The sequence below is a fragment of the Kitasatospora paranensis genome (assembly GCF_039544005.1).
Lineage (GTDB): Bacteria > Actinomycetota > Actinomycetes > Streptomycetales > Streptomycetaceae > Kitasatospora > Kitasatospora paranensis.
In genome coordinates this window covers 3,716,864-3,743,290 of the sequence record NZ_BAABKV010000001.1, presented here as the reverse complement: position 1 = coordinate 3,743,290, position 26,427 = coordinate 3,716,864, and the positions used below count along the sequence as shown (strand labels likewise).

General features: G+C 70.7%; 18 protein-coding genes and 2 pseudogenes. 14 read left to right on the top strand and 6 right to left on the bottom strand.

The genetic code is table 11. From position 1 onward, the window contains the following. Positions 1 to 36 precede the first annotated feature (36 nt). From rplA to ABEB13_RS17925, 7 genes are all read left to right on the top strand, one after another. Complete coding sequence (rplA, locus tag ABEB13_RS17955) at positions 37 to 759, top strand: 50S ribosomal protein L1 (protein ID WP_100889746.1); 723 nt, start codon at positions 37 to 39, stop codon at positions 757 to 759. A gap of 214 nt (positions 760 to 973) precedes the next feature. Then, positions 974 to 1,804 (top strand): SCO4651 family lipoprotein, encoded by an 831-nt coding sequence (locus ABEB13_RS17950; protein WP_345706307.1) that lies wholly within the window; start codon positions 974 to 976, stop codon positions 1,802 to 1,804. Between the two features lie 368 nt (positions 1,805 to 2,172). After that, positions 2,173 to 2,736: a 50S ribosomal protein L10 gene (gene rplJ / locus ABEB13_RS17945; protein ID WP_100889748.1), complete on the top strand. Its 564-nt coding sequence runs from the start codon at positions 2,173 to 2,175 to the stop codon at positions 2,734 to 2,736. 114 nt (positions 2,737 to 2,850) lie between these two features. Next, entirely contained in the window at positions 2,851 to 3,234 is a 384-nt protein-coding gene (rplL, locus tag ABEB13_RS17940; RefSeq protein WP_345706306.1) for a 50S ribosomal protein L7/L12, read from the top strand. Between the two features lie 654 nt (positions 3,235 to 3,888). Then, a complete protein-coding gene (rpoB, locus tag ABEB13_RS17935; protein WP_345706305.1) occupies positions 3,889 to 7,365 on the top strand; it encodes a DNA-directed RNA polymerase subunit beta in 3,477 nt (1,158 codons plus the stop codon). Positions 7,366 to 7,468: 103 nt separating this feature from the next. Next, positions 7,469 to 11,362 carry a DNA-directed RNA polymerase subunit beta' gene (locus tag ABEB13_RS17930; RefSeq protein ID WP_345706304.1) on the top strand — a complete coding sequence of 1,298 codons (3,894 nt, stop codon included), beginning with the start codon at positions 7,469 to 7,471 and terminating at the stop codon, positions 11,360 to 11,362. 260 nt (positions 11,363 to 11,622) lie between these two features. Beyond that, positions 11,623 to 12,366, top strand: a complete 744-nt coding sequence (locus tag ABEB13_RS17925) for an SIR2 family NAD-dependent protein deacylase (protein ID WP_345706303.1) — start codon at positions 11,623 to 11,625, stop codon at positions 12,364 to 12,366. Positions 12,367 to 12,387: 21 nt separating this feature from the next. Here the strand turns inward: ABEB13_RS17925 and ABEB13_RS17920 are convergent, their stop codons facing one another. Continuing rightward, on the bottom strand, positions 12,388 to 13,398 hold the full coding sequence (locus tag ABEB13_RS17920) for a hypothetical protein (RefSeq protein WP_345706302.1): 1,011 nt from the start codon (positions 13,396 to 13,398) through the stop codon (positions 12,388 to 12,390). A gap of 445 nt (positions 13,399 to 13,843) precedes the next feature. On the opposite strand from ABEB13_RS17920, the pseudogene ABEB13_RS17915 reads away from it, so the two are divergent. Further along, a pseudogene (locus tag ABEB13_RS17915) lies at positions 13,844 to 15,051 on the top strand (cytochrome P450). A gap of 9 nt (positions 15,052 to 15,060) precedes the next feature. Next, positions 15,061 to 16,059, top strand: coding sequence for an ADP-ribosylglycohydrolase family protein (locus ABEB13_RS17910; RefSeq protein ID WP_345706301.1), 999 nt, complete (start codon positions 15,061 to 15,063; stop codon positions 16,057 to 16,059). A 22-nt stretch (positions 16,060 to 16,081) separates the two neighbouring features. Here ABEB13_RS17910 and ABEB13_RS17905 read toward each other — a convergent pair whose 3' ends face one another. From ABEB13_RS17905 to ABEB13_RS17895, 3 genes are read right to left on the bottom strand one after another with little or no spacing between them, the layout of a single operon-like run. After that, the gene (locus tag ABEB13_RS17905; RefSeq protein WP_345706300.1) at positions 16,082 to 16,798 is read right to left on the bottom strand and encodes a VWA domain-containing protein; all 717 of its coding nucleotides are present in this window, start codon (positions 16,796 to 16,798) and stop codon (positions 16,082 to 16,084) included. Positions 16,799 to 16,823: 25 nt separating this feature from the next. After that, the gene (locus tag ABEB13_RS17900) at positions 16,824 to 17,858 is read right to left on the bottom strand and encodes an ADP-ribosylglycohydrolase family protein (RefSeq protein ID WP_345706299.1); all 1,035 of its coding nucleotides are present in this window, start codon (positions 17,856 to 17,858) and stop codon (positions 16,824 to 16,826) included. A 34-nt stretch (positions 17,859 to 17,892) separates the two neighbouring features. Further along, the gene (locus ABEB13_RS17895) at positions 17,893 to 19,182 is read right to left on the bottom strand and encodes a DUF2786 domain-containing protein (protein ID WP_345706298.1); all 1,290 of its coding nucleotides are present in this window, start codon (positions 19,180 to 19,182) and stop codon (positions 17,893 to 17,895) included. A gap of 218 nt (positions 19,183 to 19,400) precedes the next feature. Here ABEB13_RS17895 and ABEB13_RS17890 point away from each other — a divergent pair, with 218 nt between their 5' ends. The 5 genes and pseudogenes from ABEB13_RS17890 (at position 19,401) to tuf (ending at position 24,760) form a co-directional block, all read left to right on the top strand. Next, a complete protein-coding gene (locus ABEB13_RS17890; protein ID WP_345706297.1) occupies positions 19,401 to 20,279 on the top strand; it encodes a DUF1707 and DUF4190 domain-containing protein in 879 nt (292 codons plus the stop codon). Between the two features lie 104 nt (positions 20,280 to 20,383). After that, the gene (gene rpsL, locus ABEB13_RS17885; protein WP_014144289.1) at positions 20,384 to 20,755 is read left to right on the top strand and encodes a 30S ribosomal protein S12; all 372 of its coding nucleotides are present in this window, start codon (positions 20,384 to 20,386) and stop codon (positions 20,753 to 20,755) included. A gap of 2 nt (positions 20,756 to 20,757) precedes the next feature. After that, positions 20,758 to 21,228 carry a 30S ribosomal protein S7 gene (gene rpsG / locus ABEB13_RS17880; RefSeq protein WP_030263556.1) on the top strand — a complete coding sequence of 157 codons (471 nt, stop codon included), beginning with the start codon at positions 20,758 to 20,760 and terminating at the stop codon, positions 21,226 to 21,228. Between the two features lie 39 nt (positions 21,229 to 21,267). After that, positions 21,268 to 23,373: an elongation factor G gene (gene fusA / locus ABEB13_RS17875; protein ID WP_345706296.1), complete on the top strand. Its 2,106-nt coding sequence runs from the start codon at positions 21,268 to 21,270 to the stop codon at positions 23,371 to 23,373. Positions 23,374 to 23,567: 194 nt separating this feature from the next. Continuing rightward, positions 23,568 to 24,760, top strand: a pseudogene (gene tuf / locus ABEB13_RS17870) (elongation factor Tu). A gap of 120 nt (positions 24,761 to 24,880) precedes the next feature. On the opposite strand, the gene ABEB13_RS17865 reads toward tuf, so the two are convergent. Both ABEB13_RS17865 and rfbA read right to left on the bottom strand, forming a co-directional pair. Beyond that, positions 24,881 to 25,477 carry a dTDP-4-dehydrorhamnose 3,5-epimerase family protein gene (locus tag ABEB13_RS17865; protein ID WP_345706295.1) on the bottom strand — a complete coding sequence of 199 codons (597 nt, stop codon included), beginning with the start codon at positions 25,475 to 25,477 and terminating at the stop codon, positions 24,881 to 24,883. Further along, positions 25,467 to 26,342, bottom strand: coding sequence for a glucose-1-phosphate thymidylyltransferase RfbA (gene rfbA / locus ABEB13_RS17860; protein ID WP_345706294.1), 876 nt, complete (start codon positions 26,340 to 26,342; stop codon positions 25,467 to 25,469). The genes ABEB13_RS17865 and rfbA overlap by 11 nt, the downstream gene beginning before the upstream one ends. Between the last annotated feature and the right edge of the window lie 85 nt (positions 26,343 to 26,427).

The window sequence follows — 26,427 nt, the reverse complement described above, 5'->3', positions numbered from 1 at the left end:
CACCGTGCGGGAGGGGCCCATATTTCAGGAGACGCAGTGAAGCGCAGCAAGGCTCTCAAGGCCGCGGACGCCAAGGTCGACCGCAGCCGCATCTACGCCCCGCTCGAGGCCGTCCGCCTCGCCCGCGAGACGTCGACCACCAAGTTCGACTCGACCGTCGAGGTCGCCATGCGTCTGGGTGTCGACCCGCGCAAGGCCGACCAGATGGTCCGCAGCACCGTGATCCTTCCGCACGGCACCGGTAAGACTGCTCGGGTCCTGGTCTTCGCGACCGGTGACCGTGCCGAGGCCGCGCGTGCTGCCGGCGCCGACATCGTCGGCTCCGACGAGCTGATCGACGAGGTCGCCAAGGGTCGTCTGGACTTCGACGCCGTCGTCGCCACCCCGGACCTCATGGGCAAGGTCGGCCGCCTCGGCCGCGTGCTCGGTCCCCGTGGCCTGATGCCGAACCCGAAGACCGGCACCGTCACCCCCGACGTCGTGAAGGCCGTCAACGACATCAAGGGCGGCAAGATCGAGTTCCGCGTCGACAAGCACTCGAACCTGCACCTGATCATCGGTAAGGCCTCCTTCACCGACGAGCAGCTGGTCGAGAACTACGGCGCCGCGCTGGAGGAGATCCTCCGCGCCAAGCCGGCCGCCGCCAAGGGTCGCTACATCAAGAAGATCGCCGTTGCCACCACCATGGGCCCCGGCATCCAGGTCGACCCGAACCGCACCCGCAACCTCCTCGTCGAGGAGGACCCGGCCGCCGTCTGAGCCCCCGTGCTCCGACCGTAGCCGCGTCCTGGGCGCAGCAGCAGTCCGTACCGACGGGCCCGCATCCCCCACGGGGGTGCGGGCCCGTCGGGCTTCCGGGGCCGGGGCGTGCGGCCGGTGTCGGACGTGGCAGGGTGGTGGGCCCGGGCGTGCACGAGGACGCACGCCGCTGGAGCGTCGGAGTCGTCCGCGGGGACGGCGGCAGGAGGCGGGGATGACGGGACGGGCGGTGGGCCGCGCCGCGGCGGCGGCCGTACTGGCCGCGCTGCTGGCGGCCTGCGGCGGCGCCGGCGGCGGGACGCCCGAGGCGTCGCCGAGCAGCAGCGCGGTCGATCCCACCGCGCTGCCGAGCCCGACCGACCGCTCCCCGCACGGGGTGCTGATGGCGGCCCAGCTGGCCATGCACACCGCCCGCCGGGCGAGGTTCAGCGGCAACCTCGGCTCCGACACCGTGGCCGGGATGCTGTTCTGGGCGCCGAAGACCGTGCTGGAGCTGAAGCGGCCCGGCACCACCGAGCAGGTCGTGGTGCTGGACACCACCGCCTACCGCGGCGGCGACGCGGCGACCGCGGCCCGGCAGGGCGGCCGGCACTGGGAGCGGTTCACCGCGGCGCCCGGCCCGGACGGCGCGCACGAGGTGCCGTACGCGAGCGCCTTCGACCGGTTGAACCCGGTGGTGGCGCTGACCGCGGCGGTGGCCGCGGCCGCGCCGCAGCGGCTCGGCGAGGAGCAGCTGGACGACAGCACCGTGCAGCACTACCGGGCGGACGTGACGGCCGCGGACTACGCCGCCGCGCAGACGCAGCTCACCCCGGCCCGCCGGACGGCCCTGCTCGCCTCGCTCGGCGGCGGCGGCGTGGTGACCCTCGACCTCTGGCTGAACGGCAGCGACCAGCTCGTGCAGCTGCACCGGACGGGCTCCGGCGCGGCCGGCCAACTGGACGACACCCTGCGGTTCACGGACTTCGCCGGCCCGCTCTCCGTCCAGGCACCGGCCGAGTCCGACACCCGGGACGCGGCCGGACAGGCCCTCCCGCCGCTGTAGCGGCCGGCCCGCGACGGCCGGCCCCGGCCCGCCGCGGGCGGGATTTGGCCGCCGCGCGGGGTTTCGAGTACGGTGGTGTCTGCCAAAGACCGCTGGTTGTTGCCATGCGCCGCAAGGGGGCAGGGCAGCCGAAGGATCTGCGAGTTCTCGCAGACGGCCCGCGCAGGAGTGTTTGGAGCTTGGACTTCCGGTCCGGTGCGATTCGTCGCGTTCGACCGTCGAGGTCGTTCAGAGCCCCGTGCGCCTGCGCACCGGGGCTCTCACTGTTTTCTGCTGAGGTTTCCTTCCGTCCGGCGCGTCGAGGCGTTGAATGGTCGACTGCTCCAAGGTCGGCCCGACTTCGACATCACGGAAGGAGGCGTACGCCTATGGCAAGGCCCGACAAGGCTGCTGCCGTCGCCGAGATCACGGACAAGTTCCGTGCCTCGAACGCGGCCGTGCTGACCGAGTACCGCGGTCTGACGGTGAAGCAGATCAAGACTCTGCGTCGCTCGCTGGGTGAGAACGCCCAGTACGCCGTGGTGAAGAACACGCTGACCAAGATTGCGGCCAATGAGGCCGGGATCTCCGAGCTGGACGACCTGTTCGCGGGTCCGACGGCTGTCGCCTTCGTCACCGGTGACCCGGTGGAGTCGGCGAAGGCTCTGCGTGACTTCGCCAAGGAAAACCCCGCTCTCATCATCAAGGGCGGTGTCCTTGACGGCAAGGCGCTGTCTGCCGATGAGATCAAGAAGCTCGCGGACCTCGAGTCCCGCGAGGTGCTGCTCGCCAAGCTGGCGGGTGCCATGAAGGCCAAGCCCTCCCAGGCTGCCGCGCTCTTCCAGGCCCTGCCGTCGAAGCTCGTCCGCACCGTGGACGCGCTTCGCGACAAGCTCGAGCAGGGCGGTGCCGGTACGCCGGCTCCCGCCGCCGAGGACGAGGCTGCGGAGTAGTTTCCGCAGGCTCACGCCTCGCCGCGGGCCCGTCTACGCGGCAATGCCGTAAGGCACCACGCCCGCCCGACATGTACATCCGGCACCTGCCGAATTAGTGGAAGGACCGCCATCATGGCGAAGCTCAGCCAGGACGACCTGCTCGCGCAGTTCGAGGAGATGACCCTCATCGAGCTCTCCGAGTTCGTGAAGGCGTTCGAGGACAAGTTCGACGTCACCGCTGCCGCCCCGGTCGCGATCGCCGCCGCCGGTGGCCCGGCCGCCGCTGCCGAGGCCGTTGAGGAGCAGGACGAGTTCGACGTCGTCCTCGAGGGCGCCGGCGACAAGAAGATCCAGGTCATCAAGGAGGTGCGCGCCCTCACCTCCCTCGGCCTGAAGGAGGCCAAGGACCTCGTCGACACCGCTGGTGCGAAGGTTCTGGAGAAGGTCGCCAAGGACGTCGCGGAGAAGGCCAAGGCCCAGCTCGAGGCTGCCGGCGCCAAGGTCGTCGTCAAGTGACTCGCCGCCCCCGCTGAGGGGCGCGGGGCCGGGCCGGCCACCCTTCGGGGTGGTCGGCCCGGCCTTTTCGCGTCCGGGGCCGGGCCGCTGTGGGCTCGGCCACTGTCGGTGGGGGCGAGTAGGGTGATCGCTGTCGCTCGGAGCGGCTCCTGCCACGGCGTCTGTAACGCGGGGCGGGCCCGGAGCGATGGTCAGATCGAGGTCCACACCCTGGTGGGGGCCTTGACGAACCGCATCCGGCGCGCGATTCTCGACTCGCGTGCCTCACTGCGGTACGAGTCGGACCGGCCGTGGATGCATATTCGGCAGCGGCGCTGGGAACCTACTCAGTGACTCGTCGTGAGGTGCGGTGGCCCGGGATCACCCGGGCCGTCGGTTGTACGGGAGGAGCGTCCGATTCGGTCTCCGAATCAGGGCTTGTCAGCAGTGTCGCCATTGGCTACACTGTCCCTTTGCGCTGCCTGTTAGCTGCTCCGTGACTCGTCGCCCGGAGTCTGCGCTGCCCTGTAGGGGTCTGGCACCGCCTCCGTAAACCGGCTCCGACCTGGGGATTCAAGCCCCCGGTGGTGGAGGTTCCCGGAGGTGGGATCGGCTCCCGTCATGGCCCGGCCGGTACGCGCGTAGTGAGCTCCGAGCCCTCGGAAGGACCCCCTCTTGGCCGCGCCGCGCAACGCCTCGAACAATTCCGCCGCATCCACCGCCCCGCTCCGCGTCTCGTTCGCGAAGATCAAGGAGCCCCTTGAGGTCCCGAACCTCCTGGCCCTGCAGACCGAGAGCTTTGACTGGCTGCTCGGCAACGCGGCCTGGAAGGCCCGGGTCGAGGCGGCACTGGACAACGGTCAGGACGTCCCCACGAAGTCCGGTCTGGAGGAGATCTTCGAGGAGATCTCCCCGATCGAGGACTTCAGCGGGTCGATGTCGCTGACCTTCCGCGACCACCGTTTCGAGCCGCCGAAGAACTCCATTGACGAGTGCAAGGACCGCGACTTCACGTACGCGGCCCCGCTCTTCGTCACGGCCGAGTTCACCAACAACGAGACCGGTGAGATCAAGTCTCAGACGGTCTTCATGGGCGACTTCCCGCTCATGACCCACAAGGGCACGTTCGTGATCAACGGCACCGAGCGCGTCGTCGTGTCGCAGCTGGTGCGTTCCCCCGGCGTGTACTTCGACTCCACCCTCGACAAGGTGTCCGACAAGGACATCTACTCCGCCAAGATCATCCCCTCCCGCGGTGCCTGGCTGGAGATGGAGATCGACAAGCGCGACATGGTCGGTGTCCGCATCGACCGCAAGCGCAAGCAGTCGGTCACCGTCCTGCTCAAGGCGCTCGGCTGGACCAACGAGATGATCCTCGAGGAGTTCGGCGAGTACGAGTCGATGCGCGCCACCCTGGAGAAGGACCACACCCAGGGCCAGGACGACGCGCTTCTCGACATCTACCGCAAGCTGCGCCCCGGCGAGCCGCCGACCCGTGAGGCCGCGCAGACGCTGCTCGAGAACCTCTACTTCAACCCCAAGCGCTACGACCTCGCCAAGGTCGGCCGCTACAAGGTCAACCGCAAGCTCGGCAACGGCGAGTCCCTGGACTCCGGCGTGCTCACCGAGCCGGACATCATCAACACCATCAAGTACCTGGTGAAGCTGCACGCCGGCGAGACCGACTGGCGCGACGACGAGGGCCGCGACATCGTCATCGAGGTCGACGACATCGACCACTTCGGCAACCGGCGCCTGCGCAACGTCGGCGAGCTCATCCAGAACCAGGTCCGTACGGGTCTCGCCCGTATGGAGCGCGTCGTGCGCGAGCGCATGACCACCCAGGACGTCGAGGCGATCACGCCGCAGACCCTGATCAACATCCGGCCGGTCGTCGCCTCCATCAAGGAGTTCTTCGGCACCAGCCAGCTGTCGCAGTTCATGGACCAGACGAACCCGCTGTCGGGGCTGACCCACAAGCGTCGTCTGTCCGCGCTCGGCCCCGGTGGTCTGTCCCGTGAGCGGGCCGGCTTCGAGGTCCGTGACGTGCACCCCTCGCACTACGGCCGCATGTGTCCGATCGAGACCCCCGAAGGCCCGAACATCGGTCTGATCGGCTCGCTCGCCTCCTACGGCCGGGTCAACGCGTTCGGTTTCATCGAGACCCCGTACCGCAAGGTCATCGAGGGTGTCGTCACCGAGCAGGTCGACTACCTCACCGCCGACGAGGAGGACCGCTACGTCATCGCGCAGGCCAACGCCCCGCTCACCGCGGAGCTGACCTTCGCGGAGCCGCGCGTCCTGGTCCGCCGTCGTGGCGGCGAGATCGACTACATCCCCGGCACCGAGATCGACTACATGGACGTCTCGCCGCGCCAGATGGTGTCGGTCGCGACCGCCATGATCCCGTTCCTCGAGCACGACGACGCCAACCGCGCGCTCATGGGCTCCAACATGATGCGTCAGGCGGTGCCGCTGCTGAAGAGCGAGGCCCCGCTGGTCGGCACCGGCATGGAGTACCGCTGCGCGGTCGACGCCGCCGACGTCATCACCGCCGAGAAGGCCGGTGTGGTGCAGGAGGTCTCGGCCGACTACGTCACCGTGGCCAACGACGACGGCACGTACACCACGTACCGCGCCGCCAAGTTCACCCGCTCGAACCAGGGCACCGCCTTCAACCAGAAGGTGCTCGTCGACGAGGGCGCCCGCGTCGAGGTCAACCAGGTCCTCGCCGACGGTCCCTGCACCGACGAGGGCGAGATGGCGCTCGGCAAGAACCTCCTCGTGGCGTTCATGTCGTGGGAGGGCCACAACTACGAGGACGCGATCATCCTGTCGCAGCGCCTCGTCCAGGACGACGTCCTCTCCTCGATCCACATCGAGGAGCACGAGGTCGACGCCCGTGACACCAAGCTGGGCCCCGAGGAGATCACCCGGGACATCCCGAACGTCTCCGAGGAGGTCCTCGCCGACCTCGACGAGCGCGGCATCATCCGGATCGGCGCCGACGTCGTCACCGGCGACATCCTGGTCGGCAAGGTCACGCCCAAGGGCGAGACCGAGCTCACCCCGGAGGAGCGCCTGCTCCGCGCGATCTTCGGTGAGAAGGCCCGCGAGGTCCGCGACACCTCGCTGAAGGTGCCGCACGGCGAGTCCGGCAAGGTCATCGGCGTCCGCGTCTTCGACCGCGAAGAGGGCGACGAGCTGCCCCCGGGCGTGAACCAGCTGGTCCGCGTCTACGTGGCGCAGAAGCGCAAGATCACCAACGGTGACAAGCTCGCCGGCCGTCACGGCAACAAGGGTGTCATCTCCAAGATCCTCCCCGTCGAGGACATGCCGTTCCTCGAGGACGGCACCCCGGTCGACATCATCCTCAACCCGCTGGGTGTCCCGTCCCGCATGAACCCGGGGCAGGTCCTGGAGATCCACCTCGGATGGCTCTCCAAGCAGGGCTGGGACGTCTCCGGCCTCGCCGACGAGTGGGCCCAGCGCCTCCAGGCGATCGGCGCCGACGTCGTCGAGGGCGGCACCAACCTCGCCACCCCGGTGTTCGACGGCGCCCGCGAGGACGAGATCACCGGCCTGCTGGACCACACCACGCTCACCCGCGACGGCGAGCGCCTGGTGAACTCCACCGGTAAGGCCCGGCTGTACGACGGCCGCTCCGGCGAGCCGTTCCCGATGCCGGTCTCGGTCGGCTACATGTACATCCTCAAGCTGCACCACCTGGTCGACGACAAGCTCCACGCCCGTTCGACCGGTCCGTACTCGATGATCACCCAGCAGCCGCTCGGTGGTAAGGCCCAGTTCGGTGGCCAGCGCTTCGGCGAGATGGAGGTGTGGGCCCTGGAGGCGTACGGCGCCGCCTACGCCCTGCAGGAGCTCCTCACCATCAAGTCCGACGACGTGCTCGGCCGCGTGAAGGTCTACGAGGCCATCGTCAAGGGCGAGAACATCCCCGAGCCGGGCATCCCCGAGTCCTTCAAGGTCCTCATCAAGGAAATGCAGTCGCTCTGCCTCAACGTGGAGGTGCTGTCCTCGGACGGCCAGTCCATCGAGATGCGCGACTCGGACGAGGACGTGTTCCGCGCCGCCGAGGAGCTCGGCATTGACCTGTCCCGGCGCGAGCCGAGCAGCGTCGAAGAGGTCTGACGGAGGTCGGGCCGGCTGCCCCTGAACCAGGCAGCCGGCCCGCCCCCAGGCCCCCTCAGACCACAGACAAACTCTCGAATCACGAAAGAGGGCTTGACGACCAGTGCTTGACGTCAACTTCTTCGACGAGCTCCGCATCGGCCTGGCCACCGCCGACGACATCCGCCAGTGGTCGCACGGCGAGGTCAAGAAGCCGGAGACCATCAACTACCGCACCCTGAAGCCCGAAAAGGACGGACTCTTCTGCGAGAAGATCTTCGGCCCCACCCGGGACTGGGAGTGCTACTGCGGCAAGTACAAGCGCGTCCGCTTCAAGGGCATCATCTGTGAGCGCTGCGGCGTCGAGGTGACCCGCGCCAAGGTGCGCCGTGAGCGGATGGGCCACATCGAGCTCGCCGCCCCGGTCACCCACATCTGGTACTTCAAGGGTGTCCCGTCCCGCCTGGGCTACCTGCTCGACCTGGCGCCGAAGGACCTCGAGAAGGTCATCTACTTCGCCGCCTACATGATCACCTGGGTCGACGACGAGCGCCGCCAGCGCGACCTCCCGTCCCTGGAGGCGCACGTCTCGGTCGAGCGCCAGCAGATCGAGAACCGTCGCGACTCCGACCTGGAGAACCGCGCCAAGAAGGCCGAGTCCGACCTCGCCGAGCTGGAGGCCGAGGGCGCCAAGGCCGACGTGCGCCGCAAGGTGCGCGAGGGCGCCGAGCGCGAGATGAAGCAGCTGCGCGACCGCGCCCAGCGCGAGCTGGACCGCCTCGACGAGGTGTGGACGCGCTTCAAGAACCTCAAGGTCCAGGACCTGGAGGGCGACGAGCTGCTCTACCGCGAGCTCCGCGACCGCTTCGGCACCTACTTCTCCGGCTCGATGGGCGCGGCGGCCCTCAAGGACCGCCTCGAGTCCTTCGACCTGGCGGAGGAGTCCGAGCGCCTGCGCGAGATCATCCGCACCGGCAAGGGCCAGAAGAAGACCCGTGCGCTCAAGCGCCTCAAGGTCGTCTCCGCGTTCCTGCAGACCACCAACAAGCCCAAGGGCATGGTGCTGGACTGCGTCCCGGTCATCCCGCCGGACCTGCGTCCGATGGTGCAGCTGGACGGTGGCCGCTTCGCGACCTCCGACCTGAACGACCTGTACCGCCGCGTCATCAACCGCAACAACCGCCTGAAGCGCCTTCTCGACCTCGGTGCCCCCGAGATCATCGTGAACAACGAGAAGCGCATGCTCCAGGAGGCCGTCGACGCGCTCTTCGACAACGGCCGCCGCGGCCGCCCCGTCACGGGCCCCGGCAACCGCCCGCTGAAGTCGCTGTCCGACATGCTCAAGGGCAAGCAGGGTCGTTTCCGTCAGAACCTGCTCGGCAAGCGCGTCGACTACTCGGCCCGTTCGGTCATCGTCGTCGGCCCGCAGCTCAAGCTGCACCAGTGCGGTCTGCCGAAGGCCATGGCGCTGGAGCTCTTCAAGCCGTTCGTGATGAAGCGCCTGGTCGACCTGAACCACGCGCAGAACATCAAGTCGGCCAAGCGCATGGTCGAGCGCGCCCGCCCCGTGGTGTGGGACGTCCTCGAAGAGGTCATCGCCGAGCACCCGGTGCTGCTGAACCGTGCGCCCACCCTGCACCGCCTCGGCATCCAGGCCTTCGAGCCCCAGCTGGTCGAGGGCAAGGCCATCCAGATCCACCCGCTCGTCTGCACCGCGTTCAACGCGGACTTCGACGGTGACCAGATGGCCGTCCACCTGCCGCTCTCCGCGGAGGCGCAGGCCGAGGCCCGCATCCTGATGCTGTCCTCGAACAACATCCTCAAGCCGGCCGACGGCCGGCCGGTCACCATGCCGACCCAGGACATGGTCCTCGGTCTGTTCTTCCTCACCTCGGACCGGGACGAGGTGAAGGGCGCCGGCCGCTCCTTCTCCTCCACCGCCGAGGCGATCATGGCCTTCGACGCCCGCGACCTGGACGTCCAGGCCCCGATCGAGCTGCGCCTGCCCGCGGGCACCGTGCCGCCGCGCGGCTGGGTCGCCCCGGTCGACGAGGACGGCCAGACCACCTGGTTCGAGGGCGAGCCCTTCCGGCTCACCACGACCCTGGGCCGCGCGCTCTTCAACGAGCTGCTGCCCGAGGACTACCCGTTCGTCGACTACGAGATCGGCAAGAAGCAGCTCTCGGCCATCGTCAACGACCTGGCCGAGCGGTACCCCAAGGTCGTCGTCGCCGCGACGCTCGACAACCTGAAGGCGGCCGGCTTCCACTGGTCGACCCGTTCCGGTGTCACCGTCTCGATCTCGGACGTCATCGTCCCGCCGAGCAAGCCCGCCATCCTGGAGGGCTACGAGGCGCAGGCAGAGAAGGTCCAGAAGCAGTACGAGCGCGGTCTGATCACCAACGACGAGCGCAAGAACGAACTGGTCATCATCTGGACCCGCGCGACCAACGAGGTCGCCGAGGCCATGTCCGCGAACTTCCCGAAGACGAACCCCATCTTCATGATGGTCGACTCGGGTGCCCGTGGAAACATGATGCAGATGCGTCAGATCGCCGGTATGCGTGGTCTGGTGTCGAACGCCAAGAACGAGACGATCCCGCGTCCCATCAAGGCGTCGTTCCGTGAGGGCCTGTCCGTGCTGGAGTACTTCATCTCCACCCACGGTGCCCGTAAGGGTCTCGCGGACACCGCTCTGCGTACCGCCGACTCCGGCTACCTCACCCGTCGTCTGGTCGACGTCTCCCAGGACGTCATCATTCGCGAGGAGGACTGCGGCACCGAGCGCGGCCTCAAGCTGTCGATCGGCTCCGTGGGCGCCGACGGCGTGCTGCGCAAGGCCGACGACGTCGAGACCAGCGTCTACGCCCGCATGCTCGCCGAGGACATCACGGTGGACGGCAAGCTCCTTGCCACCGCCAACACCGACCTCGGTGACGTGCTGATCGACGAGCTGATCCGGCACGGCATCAGCGAGGTCAAGACCCGCTCGATCCTCACCTGTGAGTCGGCGGTCGGCACCTGCGCCATGTGCTACGGCCGTTCGCTGGCCACCGGCAAGCTGGTCGACATCGGTGAGGCGGTCGGCATCATCGCCGCCCAGTCCATCGGTGAGCCCGGCACCCAGCTGACCATGCGTACCTTCCACACCGGTGGTGTGGCCGGTGACGACATCACCCAGGGTCTGCCCCGTGTCGTCGAGCTCTTCGAGGCCCGTACCCCCAAGGGTGTGGCCCCGATCTCGGAGGCCGCGGGCCGCGTCCGCATCGAGGACACCGAGAAGACCCGCAAGATCGTCGTCACTCCGGACGACGGCAGCGACGAGATCGCCTACCCGGTCTCCAAGCGCGTCAAGCTGGAGGTCTCGGAGGGCGAGGCCGTCTCCGTCGGTCAGAAGCTGACCGCCGGTGCGACCAACCCGCACGACGTCCTGCGCATCATGGGCCAGCGCGCCGTCCAGATCCACCTGGTCGCCGAGGTCCAGAAGGTCTACAACTCGCAGGGTGTGTCGATCCACGACAAGCACATCGAGATCATCATCCGGCAGATGCTCCGCCGCGTGACGATCATCGAGTCGGGCGACGCCGAGCTGCTCCCGGGCGAGCTCGTCGAGCGCGGCCGCTTCGAGACCGAGAACCGTCGTGTGGTCTCCGAGAGCGGTCACCCCGCCTCGGGCCGTCCGCAGCTGATGGGTATCACCAAGGCCTCGCTGGCCACCGAGTCCTGGCTGTCGGCCGCCTCCTTCCAGGAGACGACCCGGGTGCTCACCGACGCGGCGATCCACGCCAAGTCGGACCCGCTGCTGGGCCTCAAGGAGAACGTCATCCTCGGTAAGCTCATCCCGGCCGGTACGGGTCTGCCCCGCTACCGCAACATCCGGGTCGAGCCGACCGAGGAGGCCAAGGCCGCGATGTACTCGGCCGTCGGCTACGACGACTACGACCTGTCGCCCTTCGGCGCCGGCTCCGGCCAGGCGGTTCCGCTGGACGACTACGACTACGGCCCGTACAGCGGCTGATGGTCAGGTCCCGATCGCAGGGCGGTCACCCCGGAAGGGGTGGCCGCCCTGCGGCGTTCCCGCCCGGGCCCCCGCCGGGTGTCGCGGCCGGGCCCGGCCGTCAGCGCATCCGGAGGACCGGTCCGCGCGGGGTCAAGGGCAGCACGGCGCCCGCCGGGACGAGGTAGGCGTGCTCGCGGCGCACCCGCAGCAGGTCGCAGTCGGCGCGCACCCGGTTTTTCGGTGGCGCGGGCCTTCGCACGCCGCGTACCGTCCCGGCCATGAACGCCAAGCGACCCCTGGTCGCCGTGCTGACCGGCGCGGGGATCTCCACCGACTCCGGCATCCCCGACTACCGCGGCCCGCAGGGCCTCTGGCAGCGGGACCCGAGCGCGCAGGAAATCGTCACCATCGGCCCGTACCTCGCCGACCCGGACGTGCGCCGGCGGTCCTGGCTGATGCGGCGCGACGTCGCCGCGGCCGTCACCGGGCCCAACGCCGGGCACCTCGCCCTGGTCGAACTGGAGCGCAGCGGACTGCCGGTGCGGGTGCTGACGCAGAACGTCGACGGCCTGCACCAGCGTTCCGGCCTGCCCGACCGCAAGGTCTTCGAACTGCACGGCACCGCGCAGCAGGTGCAGTGCGTCGGGTGCGGCGCGCGCGGGGCGACGGCCGACGTCCTGGCGCGGGTCGCGGCCGGCGAGGCCGACCCCGCCTGCACGGCCTGCGGCGGCGTGCTGAAGCCGTGCACCGTGATGTTCGGCGAGACCCTCGACCCGGTGGTCCTGGGCAACGCCGAGGCCGTCGCCCAGAACTGCGACCTGTTCGTCGCGGTGGGCACCCTGCTCAAGGTCCACCCGGTGGCCGGACTCGTCCGCCTCGCCGTGGACGCGGGGGCCCGACTGGTGATCGTCAACGCCGAGCCGACCCCCTACGACCCGCTGGCGGACGAGGTGATCCGCAAGCCGATCTCCACCGCACTGCCGGCGCTCGTCCGCCGGATCATCGCCGACAGCCGGGCCTGAACCCCCGTCACAGCCAGGCGATCAGACGGGGCGCGCCCCGGTCGGTGCCCGGCAGGACGGTGCGGGCACTGTCCGAGGGAATCGGCCCGGCGGACGGGATCCGGGAGACCCGCACGGGCCGGGCACCGGCTGCCAGGTCCAGCCGGTACAGCGAGGTCTCGCCGTCCTGTGCGGTGAGGTACGCGAGGGACCGCCCGTCGGGGGAGGCCACCGCGTCGGTGGTGCGGGGCCGCCGGCGGGCAGCAGCGGCTCGGCCTGCCGGACGGCACCGAAGTCGTCGGCGAGCGTCACCCGGTAGAGGTTGTCCGCCGAGATGCAGAGCAGGGTCCGCGGACCGAGCCAGAGCCGGGGCCAGCACCGGGGCAGCTGGTCGGCGCCGGGCAGCCCGGAACCACTGTCGCCGCGGCCGAGCCGCACCGGCTCGACGTACTGCTGCCCGTAGGAGGACGCCGGGTCGGTGCGGTGCCAGAGCACCGCGCCGCCGCCCGCCTCCCCGGCGGCGACCTCGCCGCCGGGCACGACGACCACCCCGTCGGCCTTGGTCTCCAGCGGACGCCGGGACCAGACCCTGTCGCCGTCCAGCGCGAAGTCCGGCCCCGGTACCTGCCCTTGGGGCGCCGGTGCGGCCCCGGGCACCGCGAGGTCGTGGGCGGCGACCCGGCCGTCGGCCCGGGCGTACCAGAGGGCGGAGCTCCCGGTGCGGAACAGCGGCCCGCGTCCGTCGGCCACCGTGCCCGGCTCCGGGGCGGTGGCCCGCCCGTCGGAGAGCGCGAACGCGGCGGCGGCCCGGCCGCCGCCCGGCGCGGGGACGGTACCGGCCAGCAGCGTGAGGTCGGCATTGAACATCTGCCGGTCGGCGGCGGCGGAGGTGGACCGGGGCGGCCCGCACAGCCCCGGCGCGGTGGCGCCGTCCGGCAGGACGGCGGAACGCCCCTCCAGCGGCCGGTGCTCGTCCATGCCGTACGCGTGCACGGTCACCAGGTCGGCCTTGCCGCCGGCGGTGGTCGGCGAGGCGACCCCCAGCGGTCGCACCAGGCGATGACCAGCCGCCCCGGCCCGGCGATCGAACCGCCGACGCCCGGTACCACCGGGCCCGCCGCGGCGCTTTGCGGCCCGGTCGGCGTCGGCCCGCCACCGGGTCGGCAGGCCGGCACGGCGGCCAGCAGGACGGCGACGGGCACGACGGCCACCAGCCGGCCGCCCCTGAGCCGGCCACCGCCCATCCGACGGCCCGCGCCCCGCGCATCCGCGATCCGACTGCCCGCGATCCCCCTGCCCGTACTGCGACTGCCCGTGCTGCGACGCACCCCTGGCCCCCCGGCCCCCGAACGCGCGCGGCCGCGGCGCGGCTCCACCCCTGAACGCGTTCGAATTCTCTGGGCGGGCACGCTACCAGGCCGCCCGCCGACCGGGACGGGCCCCCGCGTGGGATGACGCGCGTAGCATGTCAGCGCCCCGAGCAGCAGGGAGTTCACCCATGGCAGCAGCCTTCGACCCGTGGTCGCCCGCCTTCGTCGCCCACCCCTACGACGCCTACGCGGAGCTCCGGGAGAAGACCCCCGTCCACTTCTACGAACCCAGCGGACAGTGGCTGATCTCCCGTCACGCCGACGTCTCCGCCCTGCTGCGCGACCGGCGGCTCGGCCGCACCTACACCCACCGCTTCACCCACGAGGAATTCGGCCGCCCCGCCCCCGACCCCGCCCACGAGCCGTTCCACACCCTCAACGACCACGGCCTGCTCGACCTGGAGGCCCCGGACCACACCCGGATCCGCCGCCTCGTCGCCAAGGCCTTCACCCCGCGCATGGTCGAGGCGCTGCGGCCCACCGTCGCCCGCCTCGCCGGCCGGCTCGTCGACGACCTGCTCGCGGACGGCGGCGGCGACCTCGTCGCCACCGTCGCCGAACCCTCCCGGTCGCCGTGATCGCCGAAATGCTCGGCGTCCCCGAGAGCGACCGGCACCTGCTGCGGCCCTGGTCCGCCGACATCACCGGCATGTTCGAACTCAACCCGGGCGAGGAGACCGCCCGGCGGGCCGTCCGCGCCAGCACCGAGTTCTCCGACTACCTGCGCGCCCTGATCCGCGCCCGCCGCACCGACCCGGGCGACGACCTGATCAGCGCCCTCGCCCTGGTCACCGACGACGGCGACGTGCTCAGCGAGCAGGAGACCGTCTCCACCTGCGTCCTGCTGCTCAACGCCGGCCACGAAGCCACCGTCAACACCACCGGCAACGGCTGGTGGGCGCTGTTCCGCAACCCCGGCCAGCTCGCCCGGCTCCGCGGCGCCGTGGACGCACTCCTGCCCACCGCCGTCGAGGAGCTGATGCGCTACGACACCCCGCTCCAGATGTTCGAACGCTGGGTGCTGGAGGACATCGAGGTCGGCGGCACTCTCATCCCGCGCGGCAGCGAGGTCGCCCTGCTCTTCGGCTCCGCCAACAGCGACCCGGAGCGCTTCACCGACCCCGACCGGCTCGACGTCGGCCGCACCGACAACCCGCACATCACCTTCGGCGCCGGAATTCACTTCTGCCTCGGAGCCCCGCTCGCCAGAATGGAGCTCGCCGAGTCGTACGGCGCACTGCTGCGGCGCGCGCCGGGCCTGCGGCTCGTCCGCGAGCCCCGGTGGCGACCCGGCTACGTCATCCGGGGGCTCCAGGAGCTCCTGGTCGAGATCTGAGGAGGGGCCATGGGCGCGGCGACCGGAGCACTGCTGGGGCTGGCGATCGGCGACGCCCTCGGGCACCCCACCGAGTTCGAGGAGATCGAGCACGTCGCGGCGTACTGCCCCGACTGGCGCCGACTCCCGCTCCCCGAGCCCGCCCTGGTCACCGACGACACCCAGATGACCCTCGCCCTCGGCCGCGGCCTGCGCACCGCCCTGGAGCGCGGCCCGCTCACCCCGCTGCGCCTGGAGCGGCCGGTGCGCGAGGAGTTCGTCGACTGGTGGCGCTCGCCCGCCAACAACCGCGCCCCGGGCGCGACCTGCCTGCGCTCGTGTTGGCGCCTCAGCAAGGCCGAGCGCCGCTGGCAGGAGGCCAGTGACGTCGGCTCCAAGGGCTGCGGCGCCAACATGCGGGTCGCCCCGCTCGGCCTGGTGCGCGACCTGACGATCGGCCAGCTCGCCGGACCGGCCCAGCTCCAGTCCGCGCTCACGCACGGCCACCCGACCGCGCTCGCCGCGAGCGAACTCACCGCGTACACCGTCCGGCTGCTCGCCGACGGCACGCCGCCCGCCGAACTGCCGGCCCGGCTGCGGCAGCACGCGCACGCCAACCGCAGCCGCTACGACGCTTTCTGGCTCGGCGACCTCGCCGCCCACGCCCAGGACCACAGCCCCGAGGAATTCATCGCCCGCGGTTGGGCGGACTGCCTCTTCGTCCTCGACCGGCTCGACGCCGCGCTCGCCCGCCCCTCCGTCGAGACCGACCCGTGCGAGATCACCGGCGAGGGCTGGATCGCCGAGGAGGCCTTCGCCACCGCGCTGCTCTGCTTCCTGCTGCTCCCGGACGACCCGGTGGCCGCCGTCCGCCGCGCCGCGTACTCCAGCGGCGACTCCGACTCCATCGCCTGCCTCACCGGCGCCTTCGCCGGCGCCCGCCACGGCGAGGCGGCCTGGCCCGAGGAGTGGGCCGGCCGCATCGAGTACCGCGACGAACTGCTCGCCCTCGGCGCCCTCTGGGACTGACCCGCGCGAGGGTGCCCAGGCCCTAGGCCAGCACCCCCGCCGCGCGGGCCTCGGCCAGCCAGTCGCCGAAGCCCGCCAGCAGCCGGTCGTACAGCTCCGCGTCGGCCACCAGGCGCGGATCTGCGCCGGCCGGGAAGAACCCCGCGTTGTCCACCAACCGGGCCCCCGGCACCGGCAGTTCGTCCAGCCGGTGGAGGAACGAGAACTCCTGGTCGGCCGGGTCGCCGAACCCCACGAACTGCCAGAACACCGGCAGTTCGGCGGCCAGGCAGAGCAACTCCCGGGCCGCGCCCCGCGCACTCGGGCCGCCGTCCGTCTGGAACACCACCAGCGCCGGCTCGACGGCACCCGACATCAGGTAGTGCCGGATCACCGCCTTCATCGCCAGGTGGTAGTTGGTCCGCCCCATGTGCCCGTACGAGGCGTGCAGGGCGCCGATCCGGTCCCGGTAGCCGCCCAGCTCCAGCTCGGCGACCCCGTCCACCGCGGTGGAGAAGAACACCACCGGCACCCGGCCGTCGTCGTCCAGGTGCGCGGAGAGCGCCAGCACCTGCTCGGCGAAGTGCTGCACCGTGCCGTCCCGGTAGAAGGGCCGCATCGACCCCGACCGGTCCAGCACCAGGTACACCGCAGCCCGGACCCCGCCCAGGCCCGCGCGCGCCACCCCGTCCCGGGCACTCTTGTACAGGCTCACCAGCCCCGGCGCCTCGGCCGCGACCCTCTCCGGGCTCAGCGCCATGCCGGCCGCCCCGGCACGGAGCCCGTCACACCGACACCGGGTAACGCGCACCGAGCACCGCACGGTCGCCCTCCGCGCACGCCACCAGATCGTCCGCCACCCGCAGCAGCACCTCCCGGCCCTCCACCCCGCCCGTCCACTCGGCGGGCAGCCCCGACAGGCCGTAGACCGCGCCGACCAGGTTCCCGCAGACCGCGCCGGTGGAGTCGCTGTCCCCGGAGTGGTTCACCGACAGCAGCAGCGCCTCCCGCGGGCCCGCCGCCAACGCGCAGTACACCGCGATCGCCAGGCACTCCTCCGCGATCCAGCCCAGCCCCACCCGCTCGACCGCCTCCGCCGACGCACCGCCCTCACCGGCCACCCGCACCGCCCGCCGCAGCGCCTCCACCAGCTCCCCGCCGCCCGGGAACGCCGCGGCCTGGTCGATCACCGCCGCCACCGCCTCCGGCAGCGGCACCCCCGCCACCACCCGCTCCACCAGCGCCGCGAAGGCGCCCGCCGCCAGGTAGCCGGTCGGATGACCGTGGGTCAGCTGCGCACACTCCGCGGCCAGCCGGAACGCGTCGTCCGCACCCAGCCGCAGCAGCCCGAACGGCGCCGAACGCATCACCGTCCCGCACCCCTTGGAGTGCGGGTTCACCGGACCGGCCGAGCCGAACGGCGCCGCCGGCACGTACCGCGGCCACCCCGCGATCCCGCTCGTACAGGCGTTGCCCGGCGCCCGCGACGCGTACAGGAACGGATGCCCCAGCAGCCAGCCGTCCGGCTGCCGCTCCGGCCCGGACAGCCGCTGCGTCAGCAGCCAGCGGTGGTACGCCGCGTGCAGCGCCGCCGGCGTGGCGCCCCGCAGCAGCCCCTCCGCCGTGAACAGCGTCATCTGGGTGTCGTCGGTGACCTGGTCCCCCTCCGCCCCGCCGCGGCCCGGCAGCCCGGTCACCCCGTCCGGGCCGAACCGCGCCCGGATCTGGTCGAGCCGCTGGAACTCCACCGGCCAGCCCAGCGCGTCGCCGACCGCGCCCCCCAGCAGCGCACCGCGCACCCGGTCCCGGTAAGCCGTCATCCGTCCCCCTCGTCGATCCTCCGGCGACCCGGCCTCAGCGCCGGATCTCGCCCGCCCCGCCGTGCAGCGCCGCCCGGTCGGCGGCGGCCCGTCCGGCCATCCACCCCTCACCGTCGCTCACCCGCACCCGCTGGGACACCAGTTTCGGGAACATCCTGCCCACCGTGTCGTCCACCGCCTGCTCCCGGGCGGCCAGCACCGGCAGCAGCCGCTCGTCCGGCACCACCTGCTCCGCCGTGCCGTCCTCCCGGAGGTGGCGTCCGGCCGCCGCGTCCGCGGTGGCCTGCTCGACCGCCTCGGACAGCCGCTCGCGGATCCGTGCCGCGTACGAGATCAGGAACGACTGCCGGAAGGCCTTCGTCCGCGGCGCGCCGTCCCGGTGCCGACGGCTGCCGGCCCGGCTCATCGTCGCCGTCGCCTGCACCAGCAACGAGGTGTACAGCAGCTCCACCGCGTCCAGGTCCCCGTCGAACCCGATGATGGTGCAGAAGCCGAACTCCTTCGCCCACACCACCCGGCACCGGTTCGCCGCGGCCACCGCGTCCAGCAGCATCGCCTTCGGGCTCTCGTACGGGTTGTCGATCCCGATCCGCAGCGCCGCGGGAGAGTCCTTCGACGGCGCCCCCACCGACAGCAGCGCATCGTCGATCGAGTGCTGCGCCATCAGCTGCTGGGCCTTGGCGGACAGCGCCTCCGCCTCCTCCGGGAACTCCGTCGACTCGGCCTTGGCCAGCAGCGCCCGGATCCGGCCGAGCATCCGCGGCTCGCCCGCGACCCGCACGTTCGACGCCACCGCACTGCGGCCGGGCGCCGGCCCGACCGGCGCCACCGGCGGCAGCAGCGCCCACGCCCGCAGCAGCTCCAGCGCCGCCGTCGCCACTGCGAACCGGTCCAGCCGCTGCCGGCCGCCGAACTCCGACAGGAACTCCGCGTCGTCCGCCCACCACACCTCGACGGCCAGCTCCCGCAGCTGCTCGTGCCAGCGCCGGTCCAGCGCGGCCGCAGCGTGCCGCCGGCCCTCCGCCGCGATCAGGTCCACCGCCAGCGCCAGGTGCGCCGCCCCGAGCTCGCGCCGCACCACCCGCACCAGGTCGGCCGGCCGCCACCCCGCCGCCCAGCACCGGCCCACCGCCTGCTCCGCGTGCCCGAGCAGGGCCCGGCTCACCTGCGGCCACCGCTCGGCCGACGCCGCCAGCAGCGACGCACCGACGTCCAGCGCGAGGTCCAGCCCGTCCGGCTGCGCCGCCACGACCTGCTGCACCGCCTGCGCCAGCAGCCCGTCGGCGGCCGAGCCCTGCTCGTCCCTGCTGCTGCGCCTGCCCACGGTGTCTCCTGCGTTCGGTGCCGATCCCCGCTCCATGATGCCGGAGCGCGCGGGCCGCCCGGCCGGCGCGACCCGGCGGCGGGCGCCCCGGACCCTGCCGGGTCGTCACCGGCGAAGCCGGAACGGCGGATCGGCAACTACTCGACCCGCCCACTCGTCCTGCATCCTGTAGGCACACGCGCGGGGACCGCGCGACGGGGCGTCGGGAGGTGGCCGCAGTGGCCGTACAGCCGTGGGGGCAGCAGCCTCAGCAGCCGCAGCACCCGTACGGACAGCAGGCCTGGCAGCCTGCCCCGACCCCGCAGTCCGCGATGCGGGCCGCGCACGCCGACCGGGAGCGGACGGTGGACGTGCTGAAGGCGGCGTACGCCGAGGGGCGGCTGGCGGCGGAGGAGTACTCGCAGCGGTTCGACGCCGCGCACCGCGCGCAGACCTACGGTCAGCTCGCGCAGCTGGTGGCGGACCTGCCGTCCGGTCCGATGGTGGCCCCGCAGCAGGCCCCGGTGCCGGTCGTCCCGATGGTGCCGCAGACCTTCCTGCCGCCGCCGCTGCCCTACGTCCCGCGGCGGACCAACGGCATGGCGGTCGCCTCGATGGTGCTCGGGCTGCTCTGCCTGCCGACCGGCGGGATGCTCGGGGTGCCCGCCGTGGTGACCGGCCACATCGCCAAGAACCAGCTGCGGCAGAGCGGCGAGGAGGGCGACGGGATGGCCACCGCCGGCCTGGTGATCGGCTGGCTGTCGGTCGGGGGTGGGCGCTGCTGTTCCTGCTCATGGCCGTGTCGATGGCCGCGGGCGGCTGACCCCCGCGCCGTCCGGGAGGCCGGGGCCGGGGCGCCGCCGAGTGGCAGCCCGTGGCCCCGTGTGGTAGGACGGTCGGAGGTTCTCAGGACGTTCCGGTGGCGCGGCGCCATCCCGGGTGAGCTGCGGCGTTGCATTTGTTTTGACCGCCGCCGATGCGCTAGGTACGCTCTGATTCGTGCCTGGGGTGTCCCCGGGTCCTTGTGCGTGCCAGTAGACCGGCCGCCGGAGCAGAGCGCTCATACCGCTCTCGCTGTGCGAGCGCCGACGCTGTCCTTAGCTCATGGGATTCCGTGATTCCTCCGCCAGGAGGCTCAACACACCCGACCGCGTGGGTCGGAGCGTTGGGGTCGCCACAGGTTAGTTTTACGCAGCCTTGGCACACAGAAAACGGAGAAACGGTGCCTACGATCCAGCAGCTGGTCCGAAAGGGCCGGCAGGACAAGGTCGAGAAGAACAAGACGCCCGCCCTCAAGGGCTCGCCGCAGCGTCGTGGCGTCTGCACGCGTGTGTACACGACCACCCCGAAGAAGCCGAACTCGGCGCTTCGTAAGGTCGCCCGTGTGCGCCTCACCAGCGGGATCGAGGTCACCGCTTACATCCCGGGCGAGGGCCACAACCTGCAGGAGCACTCCATCGTGCTGGTGCGCGGTGGTCGTGTGAAGGACCTTCCTGGTGTCCGCTACAAGATCATCCGCGGTTCCCTCGACACCCAGGGTGTCAAGAACCGCAAGCAGGCTCGCAGCCGCTACGGCGCCAAGAAGGAGAAGTAAGAATGCCTCGTAAGGGCCCCGCCCCGAAGCGCCCGGTCATCATCGACCCGGTCTACGGCTCCCCGCTGGTGACCTCGCTGGTCAACAAGATCCTGCTGCACGGCAAGCGCTCCACCGCCGAGCGGATCGTGTACGGCGCCCTCGAGGGCGTCCGCGAGAAGACCGGCGCCGACCCGGTGGTCGCGCTCAAGCGCGCCCTGGAGAACGTCAAGCCGACCCTCGAGGTCAAGTCCCGCCGTGTCGGTGGCGCCACCTACCAGGTGCCGGTCGAGGTCAAGCCCGGCCGCGCCAACACCCTCGCGCTGCGCTGGCTCGTCGGCTACTCCCGCGCCCGTCGCGAGAAGACCATGACCGAGCGCCTGCTCAACGAGATCCTGGACGCCAGCAACGGTCTGGGCGCCTCGGTGAAGCGTCGCGAGGACACCCACAAGATGGCCGAGTCCAACAAGGCCTTCGCGCACTACCGCTGGTAGTCCGAACCCCGTCACTAGACAGAGAGAGAACGAGCCACCATGGCTGCAACCTCCCTTGACCTCGCCAGGGTCCGCAACATCGGGATCATGGCGCACATCGACGCGGGCAAGACCACCACCACCGAGCGGATCCTGTTCTACACCGGTGTCTCGTACAAGATCGGTGAGGTCCACGATGGCGCTGCCACCATGGACTGGATGGAGCAGGAGCAGGAGCGCGGCATCACGATCACGTCGGCCGCGACGACCTGTCACTGGACGCTCGAAGGCGTCGACAACACCATCAACATCATCGACACCCCGGGCCACGTCGACTTCACCGTCGAGGTGGAGCGTTCGCTGCGCGTGCTCGACGGTGCGGTGACGGTGTTCGACGGCGTCGCCGGCGTGGAGCCCCAGTCCGAGACCGTGTGGCGGCAGGCCGACCGCTACGGCGTCCCGCGCATCTGCTTCATCAACAAGCTGGACCGCACGGGCGCCGACTTCTACTTCTGCGTGCAGACCATCGTGGACCGCCTCGGCGCCACCCCGCTGGTCATGCAGCTGCCGATCGGCGCGGAGTCCGACTTCGTCGGCGTCGTCGACCTGGTGAAGATGAAGGCGCTCGTCTGGTCGCCCGAGGCCACCAAGGGCGAGATGTACGACACCGTCGACATCCCGGCTGAGCTGGCCGACAAGGCCGCGGAGTACCGCGAGGCGCTCCTGGACACCGTGTCGAACGTCAGCGACGAGGTGATGGAGCTCGCCCTGGAGGGCGAGGACATCCCCGAGGAGCTGCTGGTCGCCGCGATCCGCAAGGGCACCCTCGAGTCGTCCTTCACGCCGATCTTCTGCGGCACCGCGTTCAAGAACAAGGGCGTTCAGCCCCTGCTCGACGCGGTCGTCAAGTACCTGCCGTCGCCGCTGGACATCGAGTCCATCGAGGGCACCAAGCCCGGCGACGACTCGGTCAAGATCTCGCGCAAGGCCTCGGACGAGGAGCCGCTCGCGGCGCTCGCGTTCAAGATCATGTCCGACCCGCACCTGGGCAAGCTCACCTTCGTCCGGGTCTACTCCGGTCGTCTTGAGGCCGGCACCGCCGTCCTCAACGCGGTGAAGGGTCGCAAGGAGCGCATCGGCAAGATCTACCGCATGCACGCGAACAAGCGTGAGGAGATCGACTCGGTGGGCGCCGGCGACATCGTCGCTGTCATGGGTCTCAAGCAGACCACCACCGGCGAGACCCTGAGCGACGAGAAGCAGCCGGTCATCCTGGAGTCCATGGACTTCCCGGCCCCGGTCATCCGCGTCGCGATCGAGCCGAAGTCGAAGGGTGACCAGGAGCGTCTGGGCACCGCGATCCAGCGGCTGGCCGAGGAGGACCCGTCCTTCCAGGTCAACACCGACGAGGAGACCGGCCAGACCATCATCGCCGGTATGGGCGAGCTGCACCTCGAGGTGCTGGTCGACCGTATGAAGCGTGAGTTCAAGGTCGAGGCCAACGTCGGCAAGCCGCAGGTCGCGTACCGCGAGACGATCCGCAAGGCCGTCGAGCGCATCGACTACACGCACAAGAAGCAGACCGGTGGTTCGGGTCAGTTCGCGAAGATCCAGATCGCGATCGAGCCGATCGAGTCCGGCGAGGGCTACGAGTTCGTCAACAAGGTCACCGGTGGCCGCGTGCCGAAGGAGTACATCCCCTCGGTCGACGCCGGTTGCCAGGAGGCCATGGAGTTCGGTGTCCTCGCCGGCTACCCGCTCCAGGGTGTCCGCGTGACCCTGCTCGACGGTGCCTCGCACGATGTCGACTCGTCCGAGCTCGCCTTCAAGATCGCCGGTTCCATGGCGTTCAAGGAGGGTGCTCGCAAGGCCGGCCCGGCTCTGCTCGAGCCGATGATGGCCGTCGAGGTCACCACGCCCGAGGACTACATGGGCGATGTGATCGGCGACATCAACTCCCGCCGTGGCCAGATCCGGGCCATGGAGGAGCGTCACGGTGCCCGCGTCGTCAAGGCGCTGGTGCCGCTCTCCGAGATGTTCGGCTACGTCGGTGACCTGCGCAGCAAGACCTCTGGTCGCGCGAGCTACTCGATGCAGTTCGACTCGTACGCCGAGGTTCCGCGGAACGTGGCGGACGACATCATCGCCAAGGCCAAGGGTGAGTAAGTCCTGACAATCAGGACTTTCCCGACCCCTTAGGCTAGAAGGAGGCACCCCGGGGGAATCCCACCGGATTCCCCCGGGCCCTCCGGCACCCCACCCCGCGGGACGGCAAGGGGCGCGACCAGCGCCCCCTTCCCAATCCCATCCAGACCAACTGACGTCGTACGGCGTACAGAACTGTCCTCAGGAGGACTGCAGTGGCGAAGGCGAAGTTCGAGCGGACGAAGCCCCACGTCAACATCGGCACCATCGGTCACATCGACCACGGTAAGACCACGCTGACCGCGGCGATCACCAAGGTGCTGCACGACGCGTACCCGGCGATCAACCCCTTCACGCCGTTCGACCAGATCGACAAGGCGCCGGAGGAGCGGCAGCGCGGTATCACCATCTCCATCGCGCACGTCGAGTACCAGACCGAGGCGCGTCACTACGCCCACGTTGACTGCCCGGGTCACGCGGACTACATCAAGAACATGATCACCGGTGCGGCCCAGATGGACGGTGCGATCCTCGTCGTCGCCGCCACCGACGGCCCGATGCCGCAGACCAAGGAGCACGTGCTCCTGGCCCGCCAGGTCGGCGTCCCCTACATCGTCGTCGCCCTGAACAAGGCCGACATGGTGGACGACGAGGAGATCCTGGAGCTCGTCGAGCTCGAGGTCCGTGAGCTCCTCTCCGAGTACGAGTTCCCGGGCGACGACCTGCCGGTCGTGCGCGTCTCGGCGCTCAAGGCGCTCGAGGGCGACGCCGAGTGGGGCCAGAAGCTCCTCGGCCTCATGGAGGCCGTGGACGAGGCCATCCCGACCCCGGCCCGTGCCACCGAGCTCCCGTTCCTGATGCCGATCGAGGACGTCTTCACGATCACCGGTCGTGGCACCGTCGTCACCGGCCGCATCGAGCGTGGTGTCCTCAAGGTCAACGAGACCGTCGACATCATCGGCATCAAGACCACCAAGACCACCACCACGGTCACCGGTATCGAGATGTTCCGCAAGCTGCTCGACGAGGGCCAGGCCGGTGAGAACGTCGGTCTGCTCCTCCGTGGCATCAAGCGCGAGGACGTCGAGCGCGGCCAGGTCATCATCAAGCCGGGTTCGGTCACGCCGCACACCGACTTCGAGGCCCAGGCCTACATCCTGTCGAAGGACGAGGGTGGCCGTCACACCCCTTCTTCAACAACTACCGCCCGCAGTTCTACTTCCGTACCACGGACGTGACCGGCGTCGTGACCCTCCCCGAGGGCACCGAGATGGTCATGCCGGGCGACAACACCGGCATGACGGTGGCGCTGATCCAGCCCATCGCCATGGAGGAGGGCCTCAAGTTCGCCATCCGTGAGGGTGGCCGCACCGTCGGCGCCGGCCAGGTCACCAAGATCATCAAGTAATGATCTGACCCTGGTCTGTCGACGACAGGCTCGCCGCAAGGCAAACGGAAGGGCCCGCCCCCTCCGTCCGCGAGGACGGGGAGGGCGGGCCCTTCCGCGTGCGCCGGCCCGGCCGGCCGGTCAGAGGCCCGCGGTGTACGCCCGGCACTCCTCGTACGACGGCAGCAGGCCGCCCGCCAGCGCCTCGGCCAGCGAGGGCGCGGCCGCGTCGCGGTCCGACAGCTGCGGCGTGCCGGCCGGCCAGTCGATGCCGAGCTCCGGGTCGAGCGGGTGCACCGCGTGCTCGCCCACCGGGTTGTACGTCTCCGAGCACAGGTAGGAGAGCGTCGCGTCGTCGGTGAGCGCGCAGAATCCGTGCCCGATGCCCTCCGGGACGTACACCGCCCGCCGGTCCACGTCGTCCAGCCGGAAGCCCTCCCAGCGGCCGAACGTCGGCGAGCCGACCCGCAGGTCCACCAGCACGTCCAGCACCGCACCGCGCACACAGCTCACGTACTTGGCCTGGCCCGGCGGCACGTCCGCGAAGTGCACCCCGCGCACCACGTCGCGGGCCGACACCGACAGGTTGCCCTGGGCGAGGCGCAGCGGATGCCCGACCACCTCGGCGAGCCGGTCGAAGCGGTACCACTCGGTGAACAGCCCGCGCGGATCCCCGTGCAGCTGCGGGGTGACCTCGAAGGCCCCTCGATCAACGACTCGCGGAACTTCACCGCTCATCCTCCTCGTCCAACAGGTCCAGCAGGTACCGGCCGTACCCGCTCTTGAGCAACGGCTCGGCCAGCGTGCGCAGTCGGGCCGAGTCGATCAGCCCGCGCCGCCAGCAGGCCTCCTCGATGCAGCCGATCTTGAAGCCCTGTCGCTCCTCCATCACCCGCACGAACTCCGACGCCTGCACCATCGACACGAAGGTGCCGGTGTCCAACCAGGCTGTGCCGCGGTCGAGTCGGGTCACCTGGAGCTCACCCGCCCGCAGGTAGGCGTCGTTGACGGCGGTGATCTCCAACTCGCCCCGGGCGCTGGGCCGCAGGCCACGCGCTATCTCCACCACGCGGTTGTCGTAGAAGTACAGGCCCGGCACCGCGTACCGCGACTTCGGCCGCTGCGGCTTCTCCTCGATCGAGATCGCCCGGCCGTCCGCGTCGAACTCCACCACGCCGTACGCGGTGGGATCGGCCACCGGGTAGGCGAACACCACGCCGCCCTTCGGATCGGCGTGCTGCGCGAGCCTGGTGCCCAGGCCGCTGCCGTGGAAGATGTTGTCACCGAGGATCAGTGCCACCGGCTCGTCCCCGATGAAGTCCGCACCCAGCACGAAGGCCTGCGCGATCCCTTCCGGCCGCTCCTGGACGGCGTACTCCAGCCGCAGACCGAACTGCGAGCCGTCACCGAGCAGTCGCACGAACTGCGGCTGGTCCTCGGCCGTGGTGACGATCAGGACCTCGTCGATGCCCGCCATCACCAGGGTGGACAGCGGGTAGTAGATCATCGGCTTGTCGAAGACCGGCAGCAGCTGTTTCGAGACCGCGCGGGTCAGCGGCCACAGCCGCGACCCGGTACCGCCGGCCAGCAGGATTCCACGCATGGACAGCAGCCTAGGGCTTGCCCCGGGCCCGCCCCCGCCGTGCCCTGCCGAGCATCGGCCGAACACCGCCCGGACGGGCGCGGCT

Excerpts from the sequence above, each read along its gene's own strand:
- ABEB13_RS17950 (WP_345706307.1), top strand. The coding sequence starts at position 974 with ATGACGGGACGGGCGGTGGGCCGCGCCGCGGCGGCGGCCGTACTGGCC.
- ABEB13_RS17865 (WP_345706295.1), bottom strand. The coding sequence starts at position 25,477 with ATGAGCGGTGAAGTTCCGCGAGTCGTTGATCGAGGGGCCTTCGAGGTC.
- ABEB13_RS17900 (WP_345706299.1), bottom strand. The coding sequence starts at position 17,858 with ATGACGGCTTACCGGGACCGGGTGCGCGGTGCGCTGCTGGGGGGCGCG.
- rplJ (WP_100889748.1), top strand. The coding sequence starts at position 2,173 with ATGGCAAGGCCCGACAAGGCTGCTGCCGTCGCCGAGATCACGGACAAG.
- fusA (WP_345706296.1), top strand. The coding sequence starts at position 21,268 with ATGGCTGCAACCTCCCTTGACCTCGCCAGGGTCCGCAACATCGGGATC.
- rplL (WP_345706306.1), top strand. The coding sequence starts at position 2,851 with ATGGCGAAGCTCAGCCAGGACGACCTGCTCGCGCAGTTCGAGGAGATG.
- rpsG (WP_030263556.1), top strand. The coding sequence starts at position 20,758 with ATGCCTCGTAAGGGCCCCGCCCCGAAGCGCCCGGTCATCATCGACCCG.
- ABEB13_RS17910 (WP_345706301.1), top strand. The coding sequence starts at position 15,061 with ATGGGCGCGGCGACCGGAGCACTGCTGGGGCTGGCGATCGGCGACGCC.
- ABEB13_RS17905 (WP_345706300.1), bottom strand. The coding sequence starts at position 16,798 with ATGGCGCTGAGCCCGGAGAGGGTCGCGGCCGAGGCGCCGGGGCTGGTG.
- ABEB13_RS17925 (WP_345706303.1), top strand. The coding sequence starts at position 11,623 with ATGAACGCCAAGCGACCCCTGGTCGCCGTGCTGACCGGCGCGGGGATC.
- rfbA (WP_345706294.1), bottom strand. The coding sequence starts at position 26,342 with ATGCGTGGAATCCTGCTGGCCGGCGGTACCGGGTCGCGGCTGTGGCCG.